15 protein-coding genes and 2 riboswitches are annotated in these 18,113 nt (G+C 62.0%); of the genes, 5 read left to right on the forward strand and 10 right to left on the reverse strand.

What is annotated here, in order from left to right:
- Positions 1-307 precede the first annotated feature (307 nt).
- From J2W17_RS15510 to J2W17_RS15525, 4 genes are all read right to left on the reverse strand, one after another.
- On the reverse strand, positions 308-589 hold the full coding sequence (locus J2W17_RS15510) for a type II toxin-antitoxin system RelE family toxin (protein WP_307335404.1): 282 nt from the start codon (positions 587-589) through the stop codon (positions 308-310).
- Positions 579-827 carry a type II toxin-antitoxin system Phd/YefM family antitoxin gene (locus J2W17_RS15515; protein WP_150764783.1) on the reverse strand — a complete coding sequence of 83 codons (249 nt, stop codon included), beginning with the start codon at positions 825-827 and terminating at the stop codon, positions 579-581. Before J2W17_RS15515 ends, J2W17_RS15510 begins: the two co-directional genes overlap by 11 nt.
- Positions 828-1,088: 261 nt before the next feature.
- Positions 1,089-2,648 (reverse strand): TerC family protein, encoded by a 1,560-nt coding sequence (locus tag J2W17_RS15520; protein WP_307335413.1) that lies wholly within the window; start codon positions 2,646-2,648, stop codon positions 1,089-1,091.
- Between the two features lie 399 nt (positions 2,649-3,047).
- The gene (locus J2W17_RS15525; protein WP_307335416.1) at positions 3,048-3,914 is read right to left on the reverse strand and encodes a LysR family transcriptional regulator; all 867 of its coding nucleotides are present in this window, start codon (positions 3,912-3,914) and stop codon (positions 3,048-3,050) included.
- A gap of 165 nt (positions 3,915-4,079) precedes the next feature.
- Between J2W17_RS15525 and J2W17_RS15530 the strand changes: the two genes are divergently transcribed.
- Positions 4,080-5,618, forward strand: coding sequence for an MFS transporter (locus J2W17_RS15530; RefSeq protein ID WP_307335419.1), 1,539 nt, complete (start codon positions 4,080-4,082; stop codon positions 5,616-5,618).
- 7 nt (positions 5,619-5,625) lie between these two features.
- Here the strand turns inward: J2W17_RS15530 and J2W17_RS15535 are convergent, their stop codons facing one another.
- The 5 genes from J2W17_RS15535 to cobW all read right to left on the reverse strand — a co-directional run bounded on the left by J2W17_RS15535 (position 5,626) and on the right by cobW (position 14,215).
- On the reverse strand, positions 5,626-7,272 hold the full coding sequence (locus J2W17_RS15535; protein ID WP_307335422.1) for a phospholipase D-like domain-containing protein: 1,647 nt from the start codon (positions 7,270-7,272) through the stop codon (positions 5,626-5,628).
- A gap of 201 nt (positions 7,273-7,473) precedes the next feature.
- Positions 7,474-8,085, reverse strand: coding sequence for a vWA domain-containing protein (locus J2W17_RS15540; RefSeq protein ID WP_307335425.1), 612 nt, complete (start codon positions 8,083-8,085; stop codon positions 7,474-7,476).
- Between the two features lie 53 nt (positions 8,086-8,138).
- A complete protein-coding gene (locus J2W17_RS15545) occupies positions 8,139-9,137 on the reverse strand; it encodes an ATP-binding protein (protein ID WP_307335430.1) in 999 nt (332 codons plus the stop codon).
- A 146-nt stretch (positions 9,138-9,283) separates the two neighbouring features.
- Entirely contained in the window at positions 9,284-13,150 is a 3,867-nt protein-coding gene (cobN, locus tag J2W17_RS15550) for a cobaltochelatase subunit CobN (RefSeq protein ID WP_307335432.1), read from the reverse strand.
- A gap of 3 nt (positions 13,151-13,153) precedes the next feature.
- Positions 13,154-14,215, reverse strand: coding sequence for a cobalamin biosynthesis protein CobW (gene cobW, locus J2W17_RS15555; RefSeq protein WP_307335435.1), 1,062 nt, complete (start codon positions 14,213-14,215; stop codon positions 13,154-13,156).
- A 101-nt stretch (positions 14,216-14,316) separates the two neighbouring features.
- Positions 14,317-14,529: riboswitch (cobalamin riboswitch) on the reverse strand.
- 190 nt (positions 14,530-14,719) lie between these two features.
- A riboswitch (cobalamin riboswitch) is annotated at positions 14,720-14,946 on the forward strand.
- 118 nt (positions 14,947-15,064) lie between these two features.
- Here cobW and J2W17_RS15560 point away from each other — a divergent pair.
- The 4 genes from J2W17_RS15560 (at position 15,065) to cobM (ending at position 17,226) form a co-directional block, all read left to right on the forward strand.
- A complete protein-coding gene (locus J2W17_RS15560; RefSeq protein ID WP_307335438.1) occupies positions 15,065-15,268 on the forward strand; it encodes a CbtB domain-containing protein in 204 nt (67 codons plus the stop codon).
- An 11-nt stretch (positions 15,269-15,279) separates the two neighbouring features.
- Positions 15,280-15,987: a CbtA family protein gene (locus J2W17_RS15565; RefSeq protein ID WP_307335441.1), complete on the forward strand. Its 708-nt coding sequence runs from the start codon at positions 15,280-15,282 to the stop codon at positions 15,985-15,987.
- Positions 15,984-16,397 (forward strand): cobalamin biosynthesis protein, encoded by a 414-nt coding sequence (locus J2W17_RS15570; RefSeq protein WP_307335444.1) that lies wholly within the window; start codon positions 15,984-15,986, stop codon positions 16,395-16,397. The genes J2W17_RS15565 and J2W17_RS15570 overlap by 4 nt, the downstream gene beginning before the upstream one ends.
- Positions 16,398-16,479: 82 nt before the next feature.
- Positions 16,480-17,226 (forward strand): precorrin-4 C(11)-methyltransferase, encoded by a 747-nt coding sequence (gene cobM, locus J2W17_RS15575; protein WP_307335447.1) that lies wholly within the window; start codon positions 16,480-16,482, stop codon positions 17,224-17,226.
- Positions 17,227-17,397: 171 nt separating this feature from the next.
- On the opposite strand, the gene nfuA is transcribed toward cobM, so the two are convergent.
- Positions 17,398-17,982 (reverse strand): Fe-S biogenesis protein NfuA, encoded by a 585-nt coding sequence (gene nfuA, locus J2W17_RS15580; RefSeq protein WP_045057579.1) that lies wholly within the window; start codon positions 17,980-17,982, stop codon positions 17,398-17,400.
- Positions 17,983-18,113 lie beyond the last annotated feature (131 nt).

Here is an 18,113-nt window from a genome sequence, read left to right on the forward strand (position 1 = left end):
GGATGTTGGGGAGATTGAAAAGTGTTGGGAATCAGAAGGATGCATCGAGCGAGAAAGAGGTGTTACGAAACCCACAGGCCGGGAACGCTACCGATGGCTACGCAGGGCGGGTATCAAGGCCACATTTTGTGTCCGAACCTGAGACCTGCGTCGTTTGAAAGACTGCATTCGCTGGCAAGCCGGTCCCGCTCCCACATTTGACCGAGTCGTGTTGGCGAACGCGATCAAAATGTGGGAGCGAGCTTGCTCGCGTGTCTCCCAGAAGCCGGCTAGCAAGATGCATCACATGTATTCAGTTGCAGGAAACCTAGCGCTTTTCTGCGTCCTTATATACTTCTCCACGCTCACGCTTGCCCACCGCTATCACCGTCACTACCAGTACCTCATCGACGACGCGGTACACCAGCCGATACCCGGCATTACGGAGCTTGATCTTGTATGCATTCCTCAGCCCGTTCAGCCGGTCAGCCGGAACGTGGGGATTTGAGAGTCGCTCCTGCAACTTCTTCTTGAACTGCTCCCTTAATGTTGCGCCAAGCTTTTGCCATTCTTTCCAGGCCTTATCGGAAAACTCCAACTCATAGGTCATCGAGAGAAACCTTGATCGTGGGATCGTTTTCTCGTTCGCGGCAGAGGGCAATCAACTCCATGTCTTCCAGTCGATCCATCATCGCTTCATATTCTTTGGCAGGGACGCAGTAGAATGCCGGCTCGTTACGGTTAAGAATCGCGACGGACAATCCACCACCGGCGGCAACTGTTCCCATTGGGTTTTTCTTGAGCTCAGAAATGCTGGCGACGACTTGCGAAAGCACGATATGCGTCATGATTTTTTCCTGGAGTGCTTTTAATGGTGTTCAAAATAGCACTTTGAGTCGAACCTTACCCCGCCTTTTTTCATAGCGCCACGGCAAAGTCCACCTCCGTGCATACCTTAGTGTGTAGGTGGGAGCCGAAATTACTCTTCGTTTGAAAGATTGCATTCGCGAGCAGGCTCGCTCCCACCTTTGACCGAGTCGTGTTGACGATCGCGGTCTAATTGTGGGAGCGAGCCTGCTCGCGAAGGGGCCTTCAGCGGCAGCGCACCGTTACCCGCCAACAGGTGCCAGCAACACCCGTGTCACCCGCCGCTCTTCAACCGCCATCACCGTCAACCGCCAGCCTTCCCATTCATGACTGTCACCGATCATCGGCAGCCGATCCAGCACGCTCACCACCAGTCCCGCAAGGGTCTGGTAGTCGTCGGTCGGCTCTGCCGTGAAGCCGGTGCGTTGGCGCACCCGGGCCAGGTTCAACGCGCCGCTGACCATGAATCCGCCTTTCTCCTCGACCACATCCGGGCCTTCGATTTCGCTGGCATCGGGCAGTTCGCCGGCAATCGATTCGAGAATGTCGGTCATGGTCAGCACGCCGACGAAGTCGCCGAATTCATTGACCACGAAGGCAATGTGGGTCGAGGCCTTGCGCATCTGTTCCAGGGCATTGAGGATCGAGTAGCTGTCCAGCAAGTTGATGGTCTTGCGCGCCAGTTCCTCCAGGCCGGGTTCGTTACCGGCCAGGTATTCCTTGAGCAATTCCTTTTTGTGCACGAAGCCCAACGGCTCATCCACCGCACCGTCGCGAATCAGCGGCAGGCGCGAGTAGGATGAATGCATCAGCCGTGTGCGAATGGTTTCGGCATCGTCGGCCAGATCGATGTGATCGACGTCGGCGCGCACAGTCATCAAGGTACGGATCGGCCGCTCGGCCAGTTGCAACACGCCACTGATCATCACCCGTTCGCGACGGTCGAACAGCTCGCCGCCGGGCACTTCACCGTTGTCCAGCATGTCGGCGATTTCCTCGCCGACCTCCTCCACCGCCAGTTTGCGCCCACCGAGCAAACGCATCACCGCATGGGCCGTGCGTTCACGCATTGGCCGCAGGCCCTGCATGGAGCGCTTGCGCCGGGCCCGGGCGATCTGGTTGAACACTTCGATCAGGATCGAGAAGCCGATGGCCGCGTACAGGTAGCCCTTGGGGATGTGGAAGCCCAGGCCTTCGGCGGTCAGGGCGAAGCCGATCATCATCAGGAAGCCCAGGCAGAGCATGATCACTGTCGGGTGCGCGTTGACGAATCGGGTCAGCGGTTTGCTGGCAACGATCATCAGGCCGATGGAAATGATCACCGCAATCATCATCACCGCCAGTTCATCGACCATGCCCACGGCGGTGATGACCGCGTCCAGGGAGAACACGGCATCAAGGACCACGATCTGCGCCACGATCGGCCAGAACATGGCGTAAGCCGCGTTTGACGAGCGCTCGCCGACATGACCTTCGAGGCGTTCGTGCAATTCCATGGTGGCCTTGAACAACAGGAACACTCCCCCGAACAGCATGATCAGGTCGCGGCCGGAGAAGCTCTTGTCGAACACCTCGAACAGTGGCTGCGTCAGGGTGACCAGCCAGGAAATACTCGCCAGCAGGCCCAGGCGCATCAACAAGGCCAGGGACAGGCCGATGATTCGCGCACGGTCGCGCTGCTCGGGCGGCAGTTTGTCGGCGAGGATGGCGATAAACACCAGGTTGTCGATGCCCAGCACCAGCTCCAGCACGATCAGGGTCAACAAGCCCAGCCAGGCGGTGGGGTCAGCTATCCATTCCATGAAAACGTCTCGATCTCTTCAGTGATTGTCAGAATGCCGGGCACGGCAAAGTGCGGCGTGGAGGCCGTGGGGTTGCATAGGCATGGACGTTCGGGAATCGGAAGACCGGGTGTTTCGCGTGTTTCAAGACCGCGCGATAGCGCAAGAAGAAAGGATAACCGGGAGGCTCCAAGAGGGTGTTCATGCAAGTCCTGAAAGGAAAAAGGCCTTGAAGCGTACAGGGGAATGGGACTTTTCCTACAGCCTGAAATCATTACAAAATCTGTAGAACCTTGAGAGATTCGTTGTTTTTGAGGACGCCTTCGCGAGCAGGCTCGCTCCCACATTAGTCCGCGTTCTATCAAACAATGGGGATCAAATGTGGGAGCGGGCTTGCTCGCGAAGCTTTTGCTTTTGCGCTTAGCGGTTTTTAACCTGCTCGATATACCTCGCCACCGCCGCCGATTTCTCGAACCGCCGATGAATCAACGACAACCACGAACTCGCCTCACACCCCTTGATCGGCCGGTACACCACACCTGGCAAACCGACATGCCCGACCACCGACTCCGGCACCACCGCGATGCCCTGCCCCAACGACACCAGGGCAATCACCGCCACCAATCCGCCTGGTTGCGCTCCCAGCTTCGGCGCAAAGCCACCCTCGGCGGCGACTTGCAAGGTGCCGCTGATTTGCTCCGGCAGGATGAACGTCTCGTTTTGCAAATGCTCCGGGTGGAGTTCCGGCAAACGACACAACCAGGACTCGGACGGCAGCGCCAGCACGAAGCCTTCTGCATCCAGGCGTATTGCTTCCAGGCCTTCGGGCAAGGTCATGGGTGAGCGCACATAGCCGATATCGAAACGCCCCTCCACCACCATCATCGGCAATGACGCCATGGGGCTTTCCCGTACGTTCAGGCTGACGTCAGGACACTCGCGGCTGAAGGCTTGCACCTGTTTCTGCAGCAAGCCCGAATACACCGCCGACGCCACGTAACCCAGTTCGATATGGCCAATGTCCCCGCGCCCCGCCCGCTGGGCGTTGTGCTGGGCGTATTCGAATTGCCGCACCGTCGCCTCGGCCTCGATCAGCAACGCGGCGCCCGCCTCGGTCAGGCTGACCTCACGGGTCTGGCGCACGAACAATCGCGTGCCGAGTTCGTTTTCCATGTCCTGGATCTGGCGAGTCAGGGTTGGCGGTGCGATACCGAGTTGTTCGGCGGCGCGGGTGAAGTTGCCTTGTCGGGCAACGGCCAGGAAATAGCGGAAATGCCGTATGTCCATCGGTGTATTAGCTCAAAGGTAATGAAAACCCGTTTACTGACTAACGAAGCCTGCGTAGGGTCGCGATAAGCTTCCATGGCAATCACAGTAGAGAGCCCCCGCCATGTACGTCAAACCCCTTATCGCAATCAGTCGTCATCATCTTGCCCAAAAGGCAATCCCATCATGAGCCGGGTCAGCCCTCGCCTGACGCTGCTGACGGCCTCCGGTGTTTGTTCGCTGATCGTCCTCGACACCAACATTGTCGCCGTCACCCTGCCCACGATCGCCAGGGACCTGGGCGCGAACTTTGCCGACATCGAATGGGTGGTCAGCGCCTACATGCTGGCCTTCTCCGCACTGTTGCTGCCCGCCGGAAACATCGCCGATCGCTTCGGCCGGAAGAAAACCCTGCTCTGGGGCCTGGTCATCTTCATCCTCGCCTCCATCGGTTGTGGCGCGGCGCCCAGCGCGTTGTTCCTCGATATCGCCCGGGCGATCAAGGGTGTCGGCGCAGCGCTGCTGCTGACCTCGGCCCTGGCCTCCATCGGCCATACCTTTCACGACGAAGTGGAACGGGCCAAGGCCTGGGCGTTCTGGGGGGCCTGCATGGGGGTGGCGATGACCGCCGCACCCACCGTCGGTGGACTGATCACCGAGTACATCGGCTGGCGCTGGATCTTCTACCTTAATCTGCCAGTCGGCCTGTTCCTGATGGCGATGGTCTGGCGTGCGGTGCCGGAATCTCGCGACACCCAATCGGCACGCCTGGACCCCTGGGGCAGCCTGGCCTTCAGCGCCAGCTTGCTGTGTCTGATCTGGGGCCTGATCGAAGCCAACCGCATCGGCTGGAGCGACCCGCTGACCTACGCCCGACTGATCGGCGGCGCGCTGTTGCTGGGGCTGTTCGTGGTGATTGAACGACTGCAACGACAGCCGATGGTCGACCTGCAGTTGTTCAAGCATCCGCGGTTCATTGGCGCGCTGCTGGGCATGTTTGCCTACGCCGGCTGCGCCCAGGTGATGATGACCCTGCTGCCGTTCTACCTGCAAAACGGCCTGGGGTTCTCGGCCATTGCCTCGGGCCTGGGGATGTTGCCGTTCGCCCTGACCATGCTGATTTGCCCGCGAATCGGCGTGCGCCTGGCCAGCCGATTTGCGCCCGCGACCCTGATGGCCGCCGGCTTGACCCTGGTCGGCAGCGGTAATCTGCTCAGTGCCTGGGCCGTCAGCAGCGGCGGCTACCTGCCCTTTGCCCTGGCGATTGCCGTGACAGGTGCCGGTGCCGGGTTGCTCAACGGCGACACCCAAAAGAACATCATGGCCTGCGTGCCTCGGGCGCGCACCGGCATGGCTTCGGGCATGAGCACCACCATGCGATTCAGTGCGATTGTGCTGGCCATCGGCGTATTCGGCGCGCTGCTGTCCAGCCATACCGAGCAGTTATTGCACACCAGCCTGTCGACCCAAGGTGCCCCATGGCTCGACCAGACCCAGGGCATCGCCTCGCGGGTGGTGGCCGGCGACATGAGCGCCGCGATGAACCTGGTACCGGACACCGCCCGCTCGCTGGTTGAACCGCTGGCCCGCCAGGCGTTCGTCGGCGGTTTCAGTCTGTTGCTGTGGGTCGCGGGTTGGCTGGCCTTGCTCGGGGCGTTGGTGGTGGGGACGCTGATGCGCCATCCGATTCCGGCGCCGAAGGCTTTTTCCCTGGGCCTGGAGTAACGCTCCTTCAGCGTCCGGAAAAGCGCAACCGCGACAACCTGCGCAAATCCCCCGCAAGGTAGTAATCATCGGTCCAGCTGTCATCCGCCACCAGCGGCCGGACCTGCTTGAGTGCCAGTTTTTTCGCGAAGTAGCGAAAGCGGTAATGCTCGTAGAATCGCAGCAGCTCCAAGCCATAACGGTCTGCCAGGTCGGTGTCGCCGCGAATGATCAGGTAATTCTCGTCATTGCCGTTGCTGGCCGCGGCGCTGAGGTTGTGGCTGCCGCTGATGATCGTCGGCGAATCACTGGTGAAGTCGGTCACCACGGCTTTGGTGTGCACCAGCAGGTTGCCCTTCTGGCCTTTCATGTTCTCCCTGAGCCAGCCTTCCAGCCCGGTATTGAGCAACGCGGTGGCGGCAAACTCGGCGGTGCGGTCGGCGTGGAAACCGGTGATGCGGCTGGTGGTGTTTTGCAGGCCGTAACGCAAGATGTCGTCCTCGGGCTGGCCCAGCAAGGCATTGAGAATATTGTCAGGCAAGGCGAACGCGGTCACGAACAACACGTCCTTTTTCGCGGCGTTGATGATCTCCACGAACGCTTGCAGGTCACCCCGACCCGAGCGCGGTGAGAACCCGCTGAACAAGGGTTGCAACGAGTCCATCGGGTTGTGTTGCGTCAGCCATTTGCGGGTGGCGCCGACCACTGTCGGGTTGGCCCAGACCTGCTCGAAGGTCTGCAGATAGCGGGTGCTGACTCGCGCGTCATCCAGCACGTGCACCACGTTGGCCTGTCGGTAAACGCCATTGGCGGTGAAATTGGTACTGCCGCAAAGCACCGCTTCAGGCTGATGCTGCCCGGAGTCGTCGAGGCGGCTCAGCACCATGAATTTGTTGTGGAAAATCTTGTGGGTGACTCGCCCGCGCTTGCTCGCTTGCGGGATTTTTTCCAGACTTTCTTCGTTTCTGGCGGTGCCTTTATCACCGGATTTTGCGTGATACAGCACCCGCACCTTCACCCCACGCTCGAAGGCTGCATCGATAGCGTCGACTATGGCCCGCAATTCGTATTCGTAGATGGCGATGTCCAGCGCCCACCGAGCATCTACGGCACGCTCGATAAAACCCAGCAAGCGCCCGAGAAGACCGTTCTCCAACCATCGTCGCGGGGCATCGGGCCAGGCTTCGATGGGCAGGTTCTTGTTGGCGCTGATCAACGCGTCGAGGTCGGGAAACTTGCGCTGGAACGCCTGGCTGGCGGCCACTGCGCGGTTGAAGATCACACTTTGGTTCTGCGGCTGGCCATTGTCGGAGGTGACCGTCACTTCCAGGGACTCACCCAATTGCGGAGCATCGGCACTGCCGTAGGCCAGGTGGACTCGATAATGGAGGGTCATCCCCGGATTGACCGCGTAATCGGCCCAGCGAAATTTCTGCAACGGCGCGATATTGCTCGGCGTGGCGCGAAACTGGGGAAAGGTATGGACCTTGCCGGGGAAGGTCAGGCTGTTGAACAGGAACAGCCAGGGCTTGTCGCCTTGCTGCTTTTCGATGGCGAAACCCAGCAGGCCTTTGCGCCGGGGTTCGGCCAGGTCCATGGCCAACAGCACGCCGTTGGTGCCGGCGTAGGCTTTGACGCGGAAATCGTCCTGATGGTTGGCGGCTAGTACACGCACGGTTCACTCCTGTGATGGGGTTGCTGATTGAGCATAGGGCTGGGATGCGGGTTGACAAGATGATCCGAGACCGAGGTGATGCCTTCGCGAGCAAGCCCGCTCCCACATTGAATCCTCAGTGAGCTCGATATGTGTGAACAACATAGGTCAACTGTGGGAGCGGGCTTGCTCGCGAAGAGGCCAGCTCAGGCAGCACAAGACTCAGGCAGGAATCAGCTCGTCGATATGCCGATAATCTGCACCCAATTCAGTCGCCAACACCTTCGCCCGCCCAAGCCGGATCGGCCCTCGCTCAATGTCGATCAACAGCCCCGGACAATCAAGGGTTGGCAACATCGTGAAGTCTTTCAATCGGCCATCCGTGACCAGCAACAGGCGCTGGCGCTCCGCCGGAAACCGCTTCCGGCGGGCAGCCAACCAGCGTCCCGCCTCACCCAGCGCGGCCAGCAAGGGCGTGCCGCCGCCCGCTCCGAGGGCATCCAGCCAGGTACGCAAACCGGCGGACGCCTTCAACCCTTGCACGTGCCATTGCGGTACCTGGCCGCTGGCGGTCAGCAAGGCCAGGCGGGCGCGCTGGCGGTAGGCGTCGTCGAACAATTGAGCCAACAGGCCCTTGGCATCGCTCAACGCCTGATGGCGTCGGGTCGAAGCCGAGGCGTCGACGATCACCAGCCACAGTTCGTGGGGAGAACGGGTACGCAGGTGAAACAGCACGTCATCACGCTTGCGCGGGCGGCCACCCAGCAAGGTGCCGGGCCAGTTGATCGAGCCGTTGCGCGCCGCCTGTCGCTTGCCTTGCTTGCCGTGGTCCAACCGTCCGGCCCGGGGTCTGGCATTCGCCCCCGCGTCAGATCGAGGGCGAATGCCTAGGGCTTTTTTGGCCAGCTCGGCACTTCACGGCGGGCCCCGACCGGCAAGGCCTGGGCGGGCAGTTCGCCCCATTGACCCTGGCCTTCCCCAGGGTTGGCTTGCTGGCCGGCCTGCGGTTGATTGTGTGGTGGCGCAGGCGGCGCCTGTTCCCGGCGACGATGGCGCAGGGCGAACTCGGCAACCGCATCGATATCTTCCCCGGCGATGGCGCTCGCACCGCGCCAGGCAGCGTGGGCACGGGCCGCGCGCAACCACACCAGATCGGCGCGCAGGCCATCGACACCCGCGGCAAAACAGCGCTCGGTAATCTGTGCCAGTGCCTGATCGTCGAGGGGGATGCTTGCCAGGATGCTGCGCGCTTTCTGGCAACGCTCACGCAGGGATTGCTGCCGGCTTTCCCACTCGACGCAAAAGTGTTGCGGATCGCTGTCGAAATCCAGTCGCCGGCGAATGATCTGGCCACGTTCGGCCGGCACGGTATGACCGCACAGGGCGACGTTCAAACCAAAGCGGTCGAGCAGTTGCGGCCGCAGCTCGCCCTCCTCCGGGTTCATGGTGCCGATCAGCACGAACTTCGCCGAATGCCGATGGGAAATGCCATCGCGTTCGATCAGGTTGGTGCCGCTGGCGGCCACGTCGAGCAACAGGTCCACCAGGTGATCGGGCAGCAGGTTGACTTCATCGACGTACAGTACGCCGCCGTCCGCCTTGGCCAGCACGCCAGGGGAAAATTGCGCACGACCTTCACTCAGCGCGGCGTCGAGGTCCAGGGTGCCGACCAGGCGTTCTTCGGTAGCCCCCAGGGGCAAGGTGACGAATTGACCGCTGGCGAGCAGGTCTGCCAGGCCTCTGGCCAAGGTCGATTTGGCCATGCCGCGCGGACCTTCGATCAGCACTCCGCCGATTTTCGGGTCGATGGCGGTGAGGCAGAGGGCGAGTTTCAAGTCGTCGGCGCCGACCACGGCGGAGAGGGGGAAATGGGGGGTGTCGGTCATCTTTAATACTCGGTCATGGTCGGTGGCAGGTAAACCTTGTACCTGTGGGAGCGAGCCTGCTCGCGAAGGAAATCTGTCAGTCAACCATGATGTTGACTGTGATGACCTCTTCGCGAGCAGGCTCGCTCCCACAGGGGGGATAAGCGTCAGGTTTCTTCTTCTATGTCCAGCAACAAATTCTCCAGGGCCTCGCGGTACTCGCCCGGTTCCTGCCACATGCCCCGTTGCTGCGCTTCGAGCATGCGCTCGGTCATGTCGCGCAGTGCATGGGGATTGTGCTCGCGAACAAAATCCCGGGTCGCCGGGTCCAGCAGATAAGCGTCCGCCAGCAATGCGTACTGGTGATCGTCAATCAACTGCGTCGTCGCGTCGAAGGCAAACAGGTTGTCGACCGTAGCCGCCAGTTCGAACGCGCCCTTGTAGCCATGGCGCTTCACGCCGTCAATCCACTTGGGGTTGGCCGCCCGGGAACGGATCACCCGGTTCAACTCTTCCTTCAAGGTGCGAATCCTTGGCAGGTCCGGCTGGCTGTGATCGCCATGGTAGCTGGCCGTCGCTTCGCCGCTGAGGCTTTCCACGGCGGCGAGCATGCCGCCCTGGAATTGGTAATAGTCGTTGGAATCGAGCAAGTCGTGCTCGCGATTATCCTGGTTTTGCAGCACCGCTTGCACCTGGCTCAAGCGCTGGGCGAACTGTTCACGGGCGGCGGTGCCTTCGTCGGAACCGCCGTAAGCGTAACCGCCCCAATTCAGGTACACCTCGGCCAGGTCGTCGCGGCTTTGCCACAGCTGACCGTCGATCGCACCCTGCACGCCCGCACCGTATGCACCGGGCTTGGCACCAAAGATGCGCCACCCGGCCTGGCGGCGAGCCGCCTCTTCATCCAGGCCCGATTGCAGCAGCGTTTCACGCTCGGCGCGGACCTTGGCCGCCAACGGGTTGAGGTCGTCCGGCTCGTCCAGGGCGGCAACCGCTTGCACGGCCGCATCGAACAGGCGGATCAGGTTGGCAAAGGCATCGCGGAAGAAGCCGGACACCCGCAGGGTCACGTCCACCCGCGGACGGTCGAGCAAGCCAAGTGGCAGGATTTCGAAATCGTCGACCCGCTGGCTGCCGGTGGCCCAGACCGGGCGCACGCCCATCAGCGCCATGGCCTGGGCGATGTCGTCACCACCGGTGCGCATGGTCGCAGTGCCCCAGACCGACAGGCCGAGCTGGCGCAGGTGGTCGCCATGATCCTGCAGATGCCGTTCCAGTATCAGGTTCGCCGACTGGAAACCGATGCGCCACGCGGTGGTCGTCGGCAGGTTGCGCACATCCACCGAATAGAAGTTGCGCCCGGTCGGCAGCACGTCCAGGCGCCCGCGGCTGGGTGCGCCGCTGGGGCCGGCCATGACGAAACGGCCGCTCAAGGCGTCGAGCAGACCGCGCATTTCCGCCGGGCCGCAGGCATCCAGGCGCGGCGCGACGACTTCGCGCAGGTTGTCGATGATGGCGTTCACTTCAGACCAACCTGCTTCCTGTAGGAGCAAGCTTGCTCGCGATAGCGGTGGGTCAGTCGATATTGCTTTACCTGACACTCCGCTATCGCGAGCAAGCTTGCTCCTACAGGGTTCGGGGTTGGCTTGAGGAGGATTTACTGTCTGCGAGATCAACTGAGCGGCGAACAGCTCAAGACGTTCGCGAGTGTCGCCCACCGTGCGCCAGACTTCATCGGTGAGGGATTGCAGTTCAATCGGACGGGGCCCGGTCCAGGGTTCTGCCAGCGCACAATCCAGCGGATCGAAACCCAGCTCGAAGGCCTTGGCCAACGCCCGCAGCAAACTCGATTGCGCCCCTCGCCCGTCGCCGCGGGGAATTCGCAACAGGGCCAGCAAGGTATCGATACGCAAGCGCCCGGTCGGCGACTCGCCGAAGATGTGCAGGCCATCGCGGATTTGCGACTCCTTCAAGTCGCACAAATAGGTGTCCAATCGCGGCAGCCAGATCGCCGCATCGGCCTCGCTGTCGAGTCGTTCATCCAGCAGCAGTTCTCGATCGATGTGACTGGCGCGCACCAGTTGCAGAATGTCCCGCTGCAACTCTCGGGCGCGCCGCGGATCGAGCAATTGCGCGTCGTAATATTCGTCGGCCAGCAGTTCGAGATTGCGCAGCGGCCCGTAGGTTTCGGCGCGGGTCAGCGGCGGCATCAGGTGATCGATGATCACCGCCTGGGTACGGCGCTTGGCTTGGGCGCCCTCACCCGGGTCGTTGACGATAAACGGATAGATGTTCGGCAGCGGGCCGAGCAGTGCATCCGGCCAGCAATTCTGCGACAGGCCCACGCCCTTGCCCGGCAGCCATTCGAGGTTGCCGTGCTTGCCGACATGAATCACGCCGTGGGCGCCATAGGTGTTGCGCAACCAGAAATAGAACGCGAGATAGCCGTGCGGCGGCACCAGGTCCGGGTCATGGTAGACCGCGCTCGGATCGATCTGATAACCCCGGGCTGGTTGAATGCCGACGAAGGTCAGGCCGAAACGCAACCCGGCAATCATCATTCGTCCGCCGCGGAACATCGGATCGCTTTCGGGGCCGCCCCAACGTTCCAGCACCGCCTGGCGGTTGGCCGCGGGGAGCGCGTCGAACATCAGCCGATAGTCGTCCAGCGCCAGGCTTTGCTGGCAGGGACGCTGGTCGAGGGTGTCAAGGTCGTTGCTGACGCCGCCGAGCAATTGCTGGATCAACGCGGTGCCGCTGTCTGGCAGTTCGGCCGGTAGCGGATAACCTTCTTGATGCAGCGCACGCAGGATATTCAGCGCCGCGGCAGGTGTGTCGAGGCCAACCCCATTGCCGATGCGACCGTCGCGAGTCGGGTAGTTGGCCAGGATCAGCGCAATGCGTTTCTCGCCATCGGGTACCCGCCCCAGATCAATCCAGCGTCGGGCCAGTTCGGCGACGAAATCCATGCGTTCCGGTTGTGCTCGATAACAGACCACGTCCGACTGACTGCGCTCACTGCGCCAGGCCAGGTCCTTGAAACTGATCGGCCGGCTGATGATCCGCCCGTCCAGTTCCGGCAGCGCGATGTGCATCGCCAGGTCGCGCGGTCCGAGGCCCTGCTCGCTGGCGCGCCAACCAGGTTCGTTGTCCTGGGCGCAAATCGCTTGAATCACCGGAATGTTGCGACGAAACGGTCGCAGCTGCGGCGCTTCGGGGCTGGATTGGGCAAAACCGGTGGTGTTGAGAATCACCCCGGCAGCGACTTCATCCAGCAGGTCCTCGACCACAGCCAGGCAGCCGGGCTCTTTCAGACTGGCCACGGCAATCGGCAGCGGGTTCAGCCCTGCCGCCTGCAACCGCTGGCAGAAAACGTCGATGAAAGCGGTGTTCGCCGCCTGCAGGTGCGAGCGGTAAAACAACACGGCCGCTACCGGTTGATCGGCCTGCCAGTCGGCTTGCCAATCCTTCAGTGCGGCGGGGCTTTGAAGTGGATGGTAGATCGCGGTGCGCGGCAATGTTTGCGGCGGCGCCCAGGCGTAATCACGACCCAGCCATCGACTGGCGAGGCAGCGAAACAGGTCGAGTGCGTTGGCCATGCCGCCCTGACGCAGGTAATGCCAGAGTCGGTCGCGGTCTTCGGCAGCCACAGTGCTCAGGTCGCTGAGTTCCGGGTCCGGACGATCATCGCCGGGCACCAGGATCAGCTGCACACCGCGCCCGGACAGTGCCACCAACTGCTCGACGCCATAGCGCCAATAGGCGATGCCGCCGTGCAGTGAAATCAGGATGACCTTGGCGTGACGCAATACTTCGTCGACGTACAGGTCAACCGAGGCGTGATTCTGCACCTGCATCGGGTTGGCCAGGCGCACGCTCGGGTAATCGTCCGGCAACTGCTGCGCCGCTTCGGCGAGCAGCGCCAGGCTGGAGTCGCCGCTGCACAGGATCACCAGTTCGGCGGGAGTCTGTCCAAGGTCGGCGATATTGTCATCCGACACGAAACCGCCGGGCTGGGTCCTGAGCAGGTGCATGGACTAGACGCTGAGTGCGGCGCGCAATTGCGCTTCGAGCAACGCCGCGTCCAGTTCCTGGCCGATCAACACCAGGCGCGTGGTACGTGCTTCTTCGGCACCCCACTTGCGGTCGAAATGCTTGTCGAAGCGCGTGCCCACGCCCTGGATCAACAGGCGCATCGGCTTGTTCGGGATCGCCGCGAAGCCTTTGACGCGCAGGATGCCGTGCTGGACCACCAGTTGGGTCAGGGCGTCCAGCAGCAGGCTTTCGTCGGCTTGCGGCAGTTCGATGGAGATCGAATCGAAGGCGTCGTGGTCGTGATCGTCCTCGCCTTCATGGTGATGATCATGATGGCTGTGACGGCTGTCGATGTGTTCTTCGGAACCGGCGCCGAGGCCGATCAGCACGTCCAGTGGCAGACGGCCGCTGCTGGCTTCGATGACTTTCACCGCAGGCGGCAGTTCTTCGGCGACTTCCAGGCGCACACGGGCCAGGTCTTCAGGGCTGATCAGGTCGGCCTTGTTGAGGATCACCAGGTCGGCGCTGGCCAGTTGGTCGGCGAACAGTTCGTGCAGCGGCGATTCGTGGTCCAGGTTCGGGTCGAGTTTGCGCTGGGCGTCGACCTGGTCCGGGAAAGCGGCGAAGGTGCCGGCGGCGACGGCCGGGCTGTCGACCACGGTGATGACCGCATCAACGGTGCAGGCGCTGCGGATCTCCGGCCACTGGAAGGCTTGCACCAGGGGTTTGGGCAGGGCCAGGCCCGAGGTTTCGATCAGAATGTGATCGAGGTCACCGCGACGGGCCACCAGTTCGCGCATCACCGGGAAGAACTCTTCCTGGACGGTGCAGCACAGGCAGCCGTTGGCCAGTTCATAGACCCGGCCGCTGGCTTCTTCCTCGGTGCAGCCGATGGTGCACTGCTTGAGGATTTCGCCGTCGATGCCCAGCTCGCCGAATTCGTTGACGATCACAGCGATGCGACGGCCCTGGGCGTTGTCCAGCATGTGCCGCAGCAAGGTGGTCTTGCCCGAGCCGAGGAAGCCGGTAACGATGGTGACAGGGAGTTTGGCCAGTGTTTTCATCGGATGCCCTTTGGCAAGGTGGCGGGCATACGGGACGACAATCGCAGCGGCAGGTGCACGCGCGCAAGAGTTCCGCCACCGGATCACCCCGCCCGGTTGTAGTGAGAATCTGTGTCGAGGCAGGTCTCCTGGCTGACGGCGTGCCAATCGTTCGACTGGCGTTTGCTGCGCCTTCCCGCGAACCTGATCAATCAGGGTTGCAGTGGCGTGGCAGCGAACATCACCGTTCACAGTTGCGGGGGCAGCCGCGGCATCGACCGCGTTCCCTTCTTAGCTTCGGCAGACACCGAAGAACCTCGAAAGCGCAAGGCTACGCATGGTGTGGGGGTGGGTCAATGTCTTGTGGCTTGCGCACCGGCCCCATCGCGAGCAAGTCGGATCGCCGCACCGTCGCTCCCACATTGGAACGCGGTCAACTGCGGGAGCGGGCTTGCTCGCGATGGGGGCGCCTCGGTCTCGAATGAGAACCCCTGCCAATTGACGCCCAACCCCCGCCCATGCTCTCCTACACGCCTTGTTACGGGTGCCCTTCACAGGGTGAAACGGGAAACCGGTGAATCATGTGCTTTACTCAAGGCCATGTCAGTCCGGTGCTGCCCCCGCAACGGTAAGCGAGCGAAGCGTCAGATCCACTGTGCCAGCAGTTCGGCATGGGAAGGTGACGCTTGAAGGTCAGGCGACAGCCTGCACCCCTCGTGAGCCCGGAGACCGGCCCGCAACACCTGGTGGACGTTACGTCACCGAATAACAAACCCGCGGTGGGCGGGCGCTGTTGAGCCTCTGTGCGCCCGATGCGCAGGGTTTTTCCATGCGCTCTATTCACCCGCTGACAGACCAGAGGGAAGCGCCATGTCGATCATCAGCAGCACCGGCAGCAACACAGACAAGAGCACCGCCAGCAGCACCACGACCCTGACTCAACGCCTGACCGCCGCGATGTTTGCGTCGATCCTTGGCGCAAGCCTGGTATATTTCGCCGGTTTCTCGCACATCGAAGCGGTCCACAATGCCGCGCACGATACCCGTCACAGCGCCGCCTTCCCGTGCCATTGAGACCTGCCGACATGATCAAGCGTATCGCGCAAACCGCAGGTTTCACCGGGCTGCTGGCTGCCCTGTTGCTGACCCTGCTGCAAAGTTTCTGGGTGTCGCCGCTGATTCTGCAGGCCGAGACCTACGAAAATTCCGCGCCGGCGGCGGTTGAAGTTCATGAACACACCGCGGGTGCGGTCGCCGCTCATAGCCATGACGCCGAGGCCTGGGAGCCCGAAGACGGTTGGCAGCGCGTGCTGTCGACCACCGGCGGCAACCTGGTGGTAGCGGTCGGTTTCGCGTTGATGCTCGCCGGTCTCTACACCCTGCGCGCGCCGACAAAGACCTCTCAGGGTCTGCTCTGGGGCCTGGCCGGCTATGCGACCTTCGTGCTCGCGCCAACCTTGGGTCTGCCGCCTGAACTGCCGGGGACGGCCGCGGCCGATCTGGCGCAACGGCAGATCTGGTGGATCGGCACCGCTGCCTCCACCGCGGCCGGCATCGCCCTGATCGTGTTCAGCCGTCATTGGCTGATGAAGGTCCTGGGCGTCGCGATCCTTGCCGTGCCTCACGTGATAGGCGCGCCACAACCGGAAGTGCATTCCATGCTCGCGCCGCAAGCCCTCGAGTCGCAGTTCAAAATCGCTTCGCAGCTGACCAACGTCGCGTTCTGGCTGGCCCTGGGCCTGGTCAGCGCCTGGTTGTTCCGCCGCAAAAGCGATAGCCAATACCACGCATGACGGATAACAGCACCGCGCCGACCCTGGTGGTCGGCCTGGGCTGCCAGCGCGGCTGCCCCGTCAGCACGTTGCGCGCGTTGCTCGACCAGGCGCTGCAGGCTCATCGTATCGAGCTACGCCAGGTCAAGGCCCTGGCCAGCATCGACCTGAAGCGCGATGAACCGGGCCTTATCGAACTGGCAGCACAGCTCGAACTGCCGCTGATGTACTTCAGCAGCGAACAATTGGCCGGTTATCAGCCGCAACTCAGCCACCGCTCGGACATCGCGTTCGAACGCACTGGCTGTTACGGCGTCGCGGAAAGTGCCGCGCTGGCCCTTGCCGAACAACTGGCCCAGGCGCCGGCGAAACTGCTGATTTCGCGACAGAAATATGCCCAGGCCACCCTGGCGTTGGCTGGCGCTGCATAAAATCCCCGATAATCCCCGCTTTCGATCATGAGCAATCTTCATCTGAAGCCTTGCCCTGGCCCTTTTTTCACAGGAACCGACGATGACTGTCTACTTCATTGGCGCAGGTCCCGGCGACCCGGAACTGATCACCGTCAAAGGCCAACGGCTGATCCGCTGCTGCCCGGTGATCATCTATGCCGGCTCCCTGGTGCCCGCCGCCGTGCTCGAAGGTCATCAGGCCGAACAGTTGGTGAACAGCGCCGAACTGCACCTGGAGCAGATCATCGAGCTGATCAAGAGCGCCCATGCCAAGGGCCAGGATGTGGCACGGGTGCATTCCGGCGATCCGAGCCTGTATGGCGCCATTGGCGAGCAGATTCGCTACCTGCGTGAACTCGGCATTGCCTTTGAGATCATTCCCGGCGTTACCGCGACAGCGGCCTGTGCGGCCTTGCTGGGTGCGGAGCTGACCTTGCCGGACGTGTCACAGAGCGTGATTCTGACCCGTTACGCCGACAAGACAAGCATGCCCGCAGGCGAAGAACTCGGCAGTCTGGCGCAGCATGGGGCAACCATGGCGATCCATCTGGGGGTCAATCATCTGCAGAAGATCCTGGTCGAATTGTTGCCGCATTACGGTGCGGACTGTCCGATCGCAGTGATTCACCGGGCGACCTGGCCGGATCAGGATTGGGTGGTGGGGACGCTTGAGGATATTGCCGGGAAAGTCGAGGCGAAGGGGTTTCGCAGGACGGCGTTGATTCTGGTGGGTCGGGTGTTGGGGAGTGATCACTTCAGTGAGTCATCCCTTTATCGCGCCGGGCATGCGCATTTGTATCGACCTTAGCGGCCTCTTCGCGAGCAAGCCCGCTCCCACAGGGGATTGTCGTTGAACACAAAATCTGTGTACACCGCAGATCCAATGTGGGAGCGAGCTTGCTCGCGATGGGGCCATTGAATTTCACCCATAAAAAAACGGCACTCACGGGTGCCGTTTTTTCATGTCGCAGCGAACACCTTAGTAGTAGGCGTTTTCTTTCTGCGTGTGGTCGGTCACATCCCGAACACCCTTCAACTCGGGAACACGCTCGAGCAGCGTGCGCTCGATGCCTTCACGCAAAGTAACGTCTGCCTGGCCGCAGCCCTGGCAGCCGCCGCCGAACTTCAGCACGGCAATGCCGTCATCGACCACATCGATCAGGCTGACCTGACCGCCGTGGCTCGCCAGCCCCGGATTGATCTCGGTCTGCAGGTAATAGTTGATTCGCTCGTTGATCGGGCTGTCGGCATTGACCATCGGTACTTTGGCATTGGGTGCCTTGATGGTCAGCTGGCCGCCCATCCGGTCGGTGGCGTAGTCGACTACCGCGTCGTCCAGGAAGGCTTCGCTGAACGAATCGATGTAAGCGGTGAAGCTTTTCAGCCCCAGCGCCGTGTCTTCCGGTTTTTCTTCGCCCGGCTTGCAGTAGGCAATGCAGGTTTCGGCGTACTGGGTGCCAGGCTGGGTGATAAAGACGCGGATGCCGATACCCGGGGTGTTCTGCTTGGAGAGCAGATCGGCCAGGTAATCGTGGGCGGCGTCGGTAATGGTAATAGCGGTCATGGAAACTCCTCGCAGGCTTGGGCGCAGTTTACGCCAATCGACGCGCGGGACAAAGTCCTAGTATTTATGTCGGAAAAGTCCGGATGTCGCAATGGTCTTCCGAACACCCCGCCTCCCTGTAGGAGCTGGCT

The sequence above is a fragment of the Pseudomonas lini genome (assembly GCF_030812475.1).
In the GTDB taxonomy this organism is placed as follows: Bacteria; Pseudomonadota; Gammaproteobacteria; order Pseudomonadales; family Pseudomonadaceae; genus Aquipseudomonas; species Aquipseudomonas lini_A.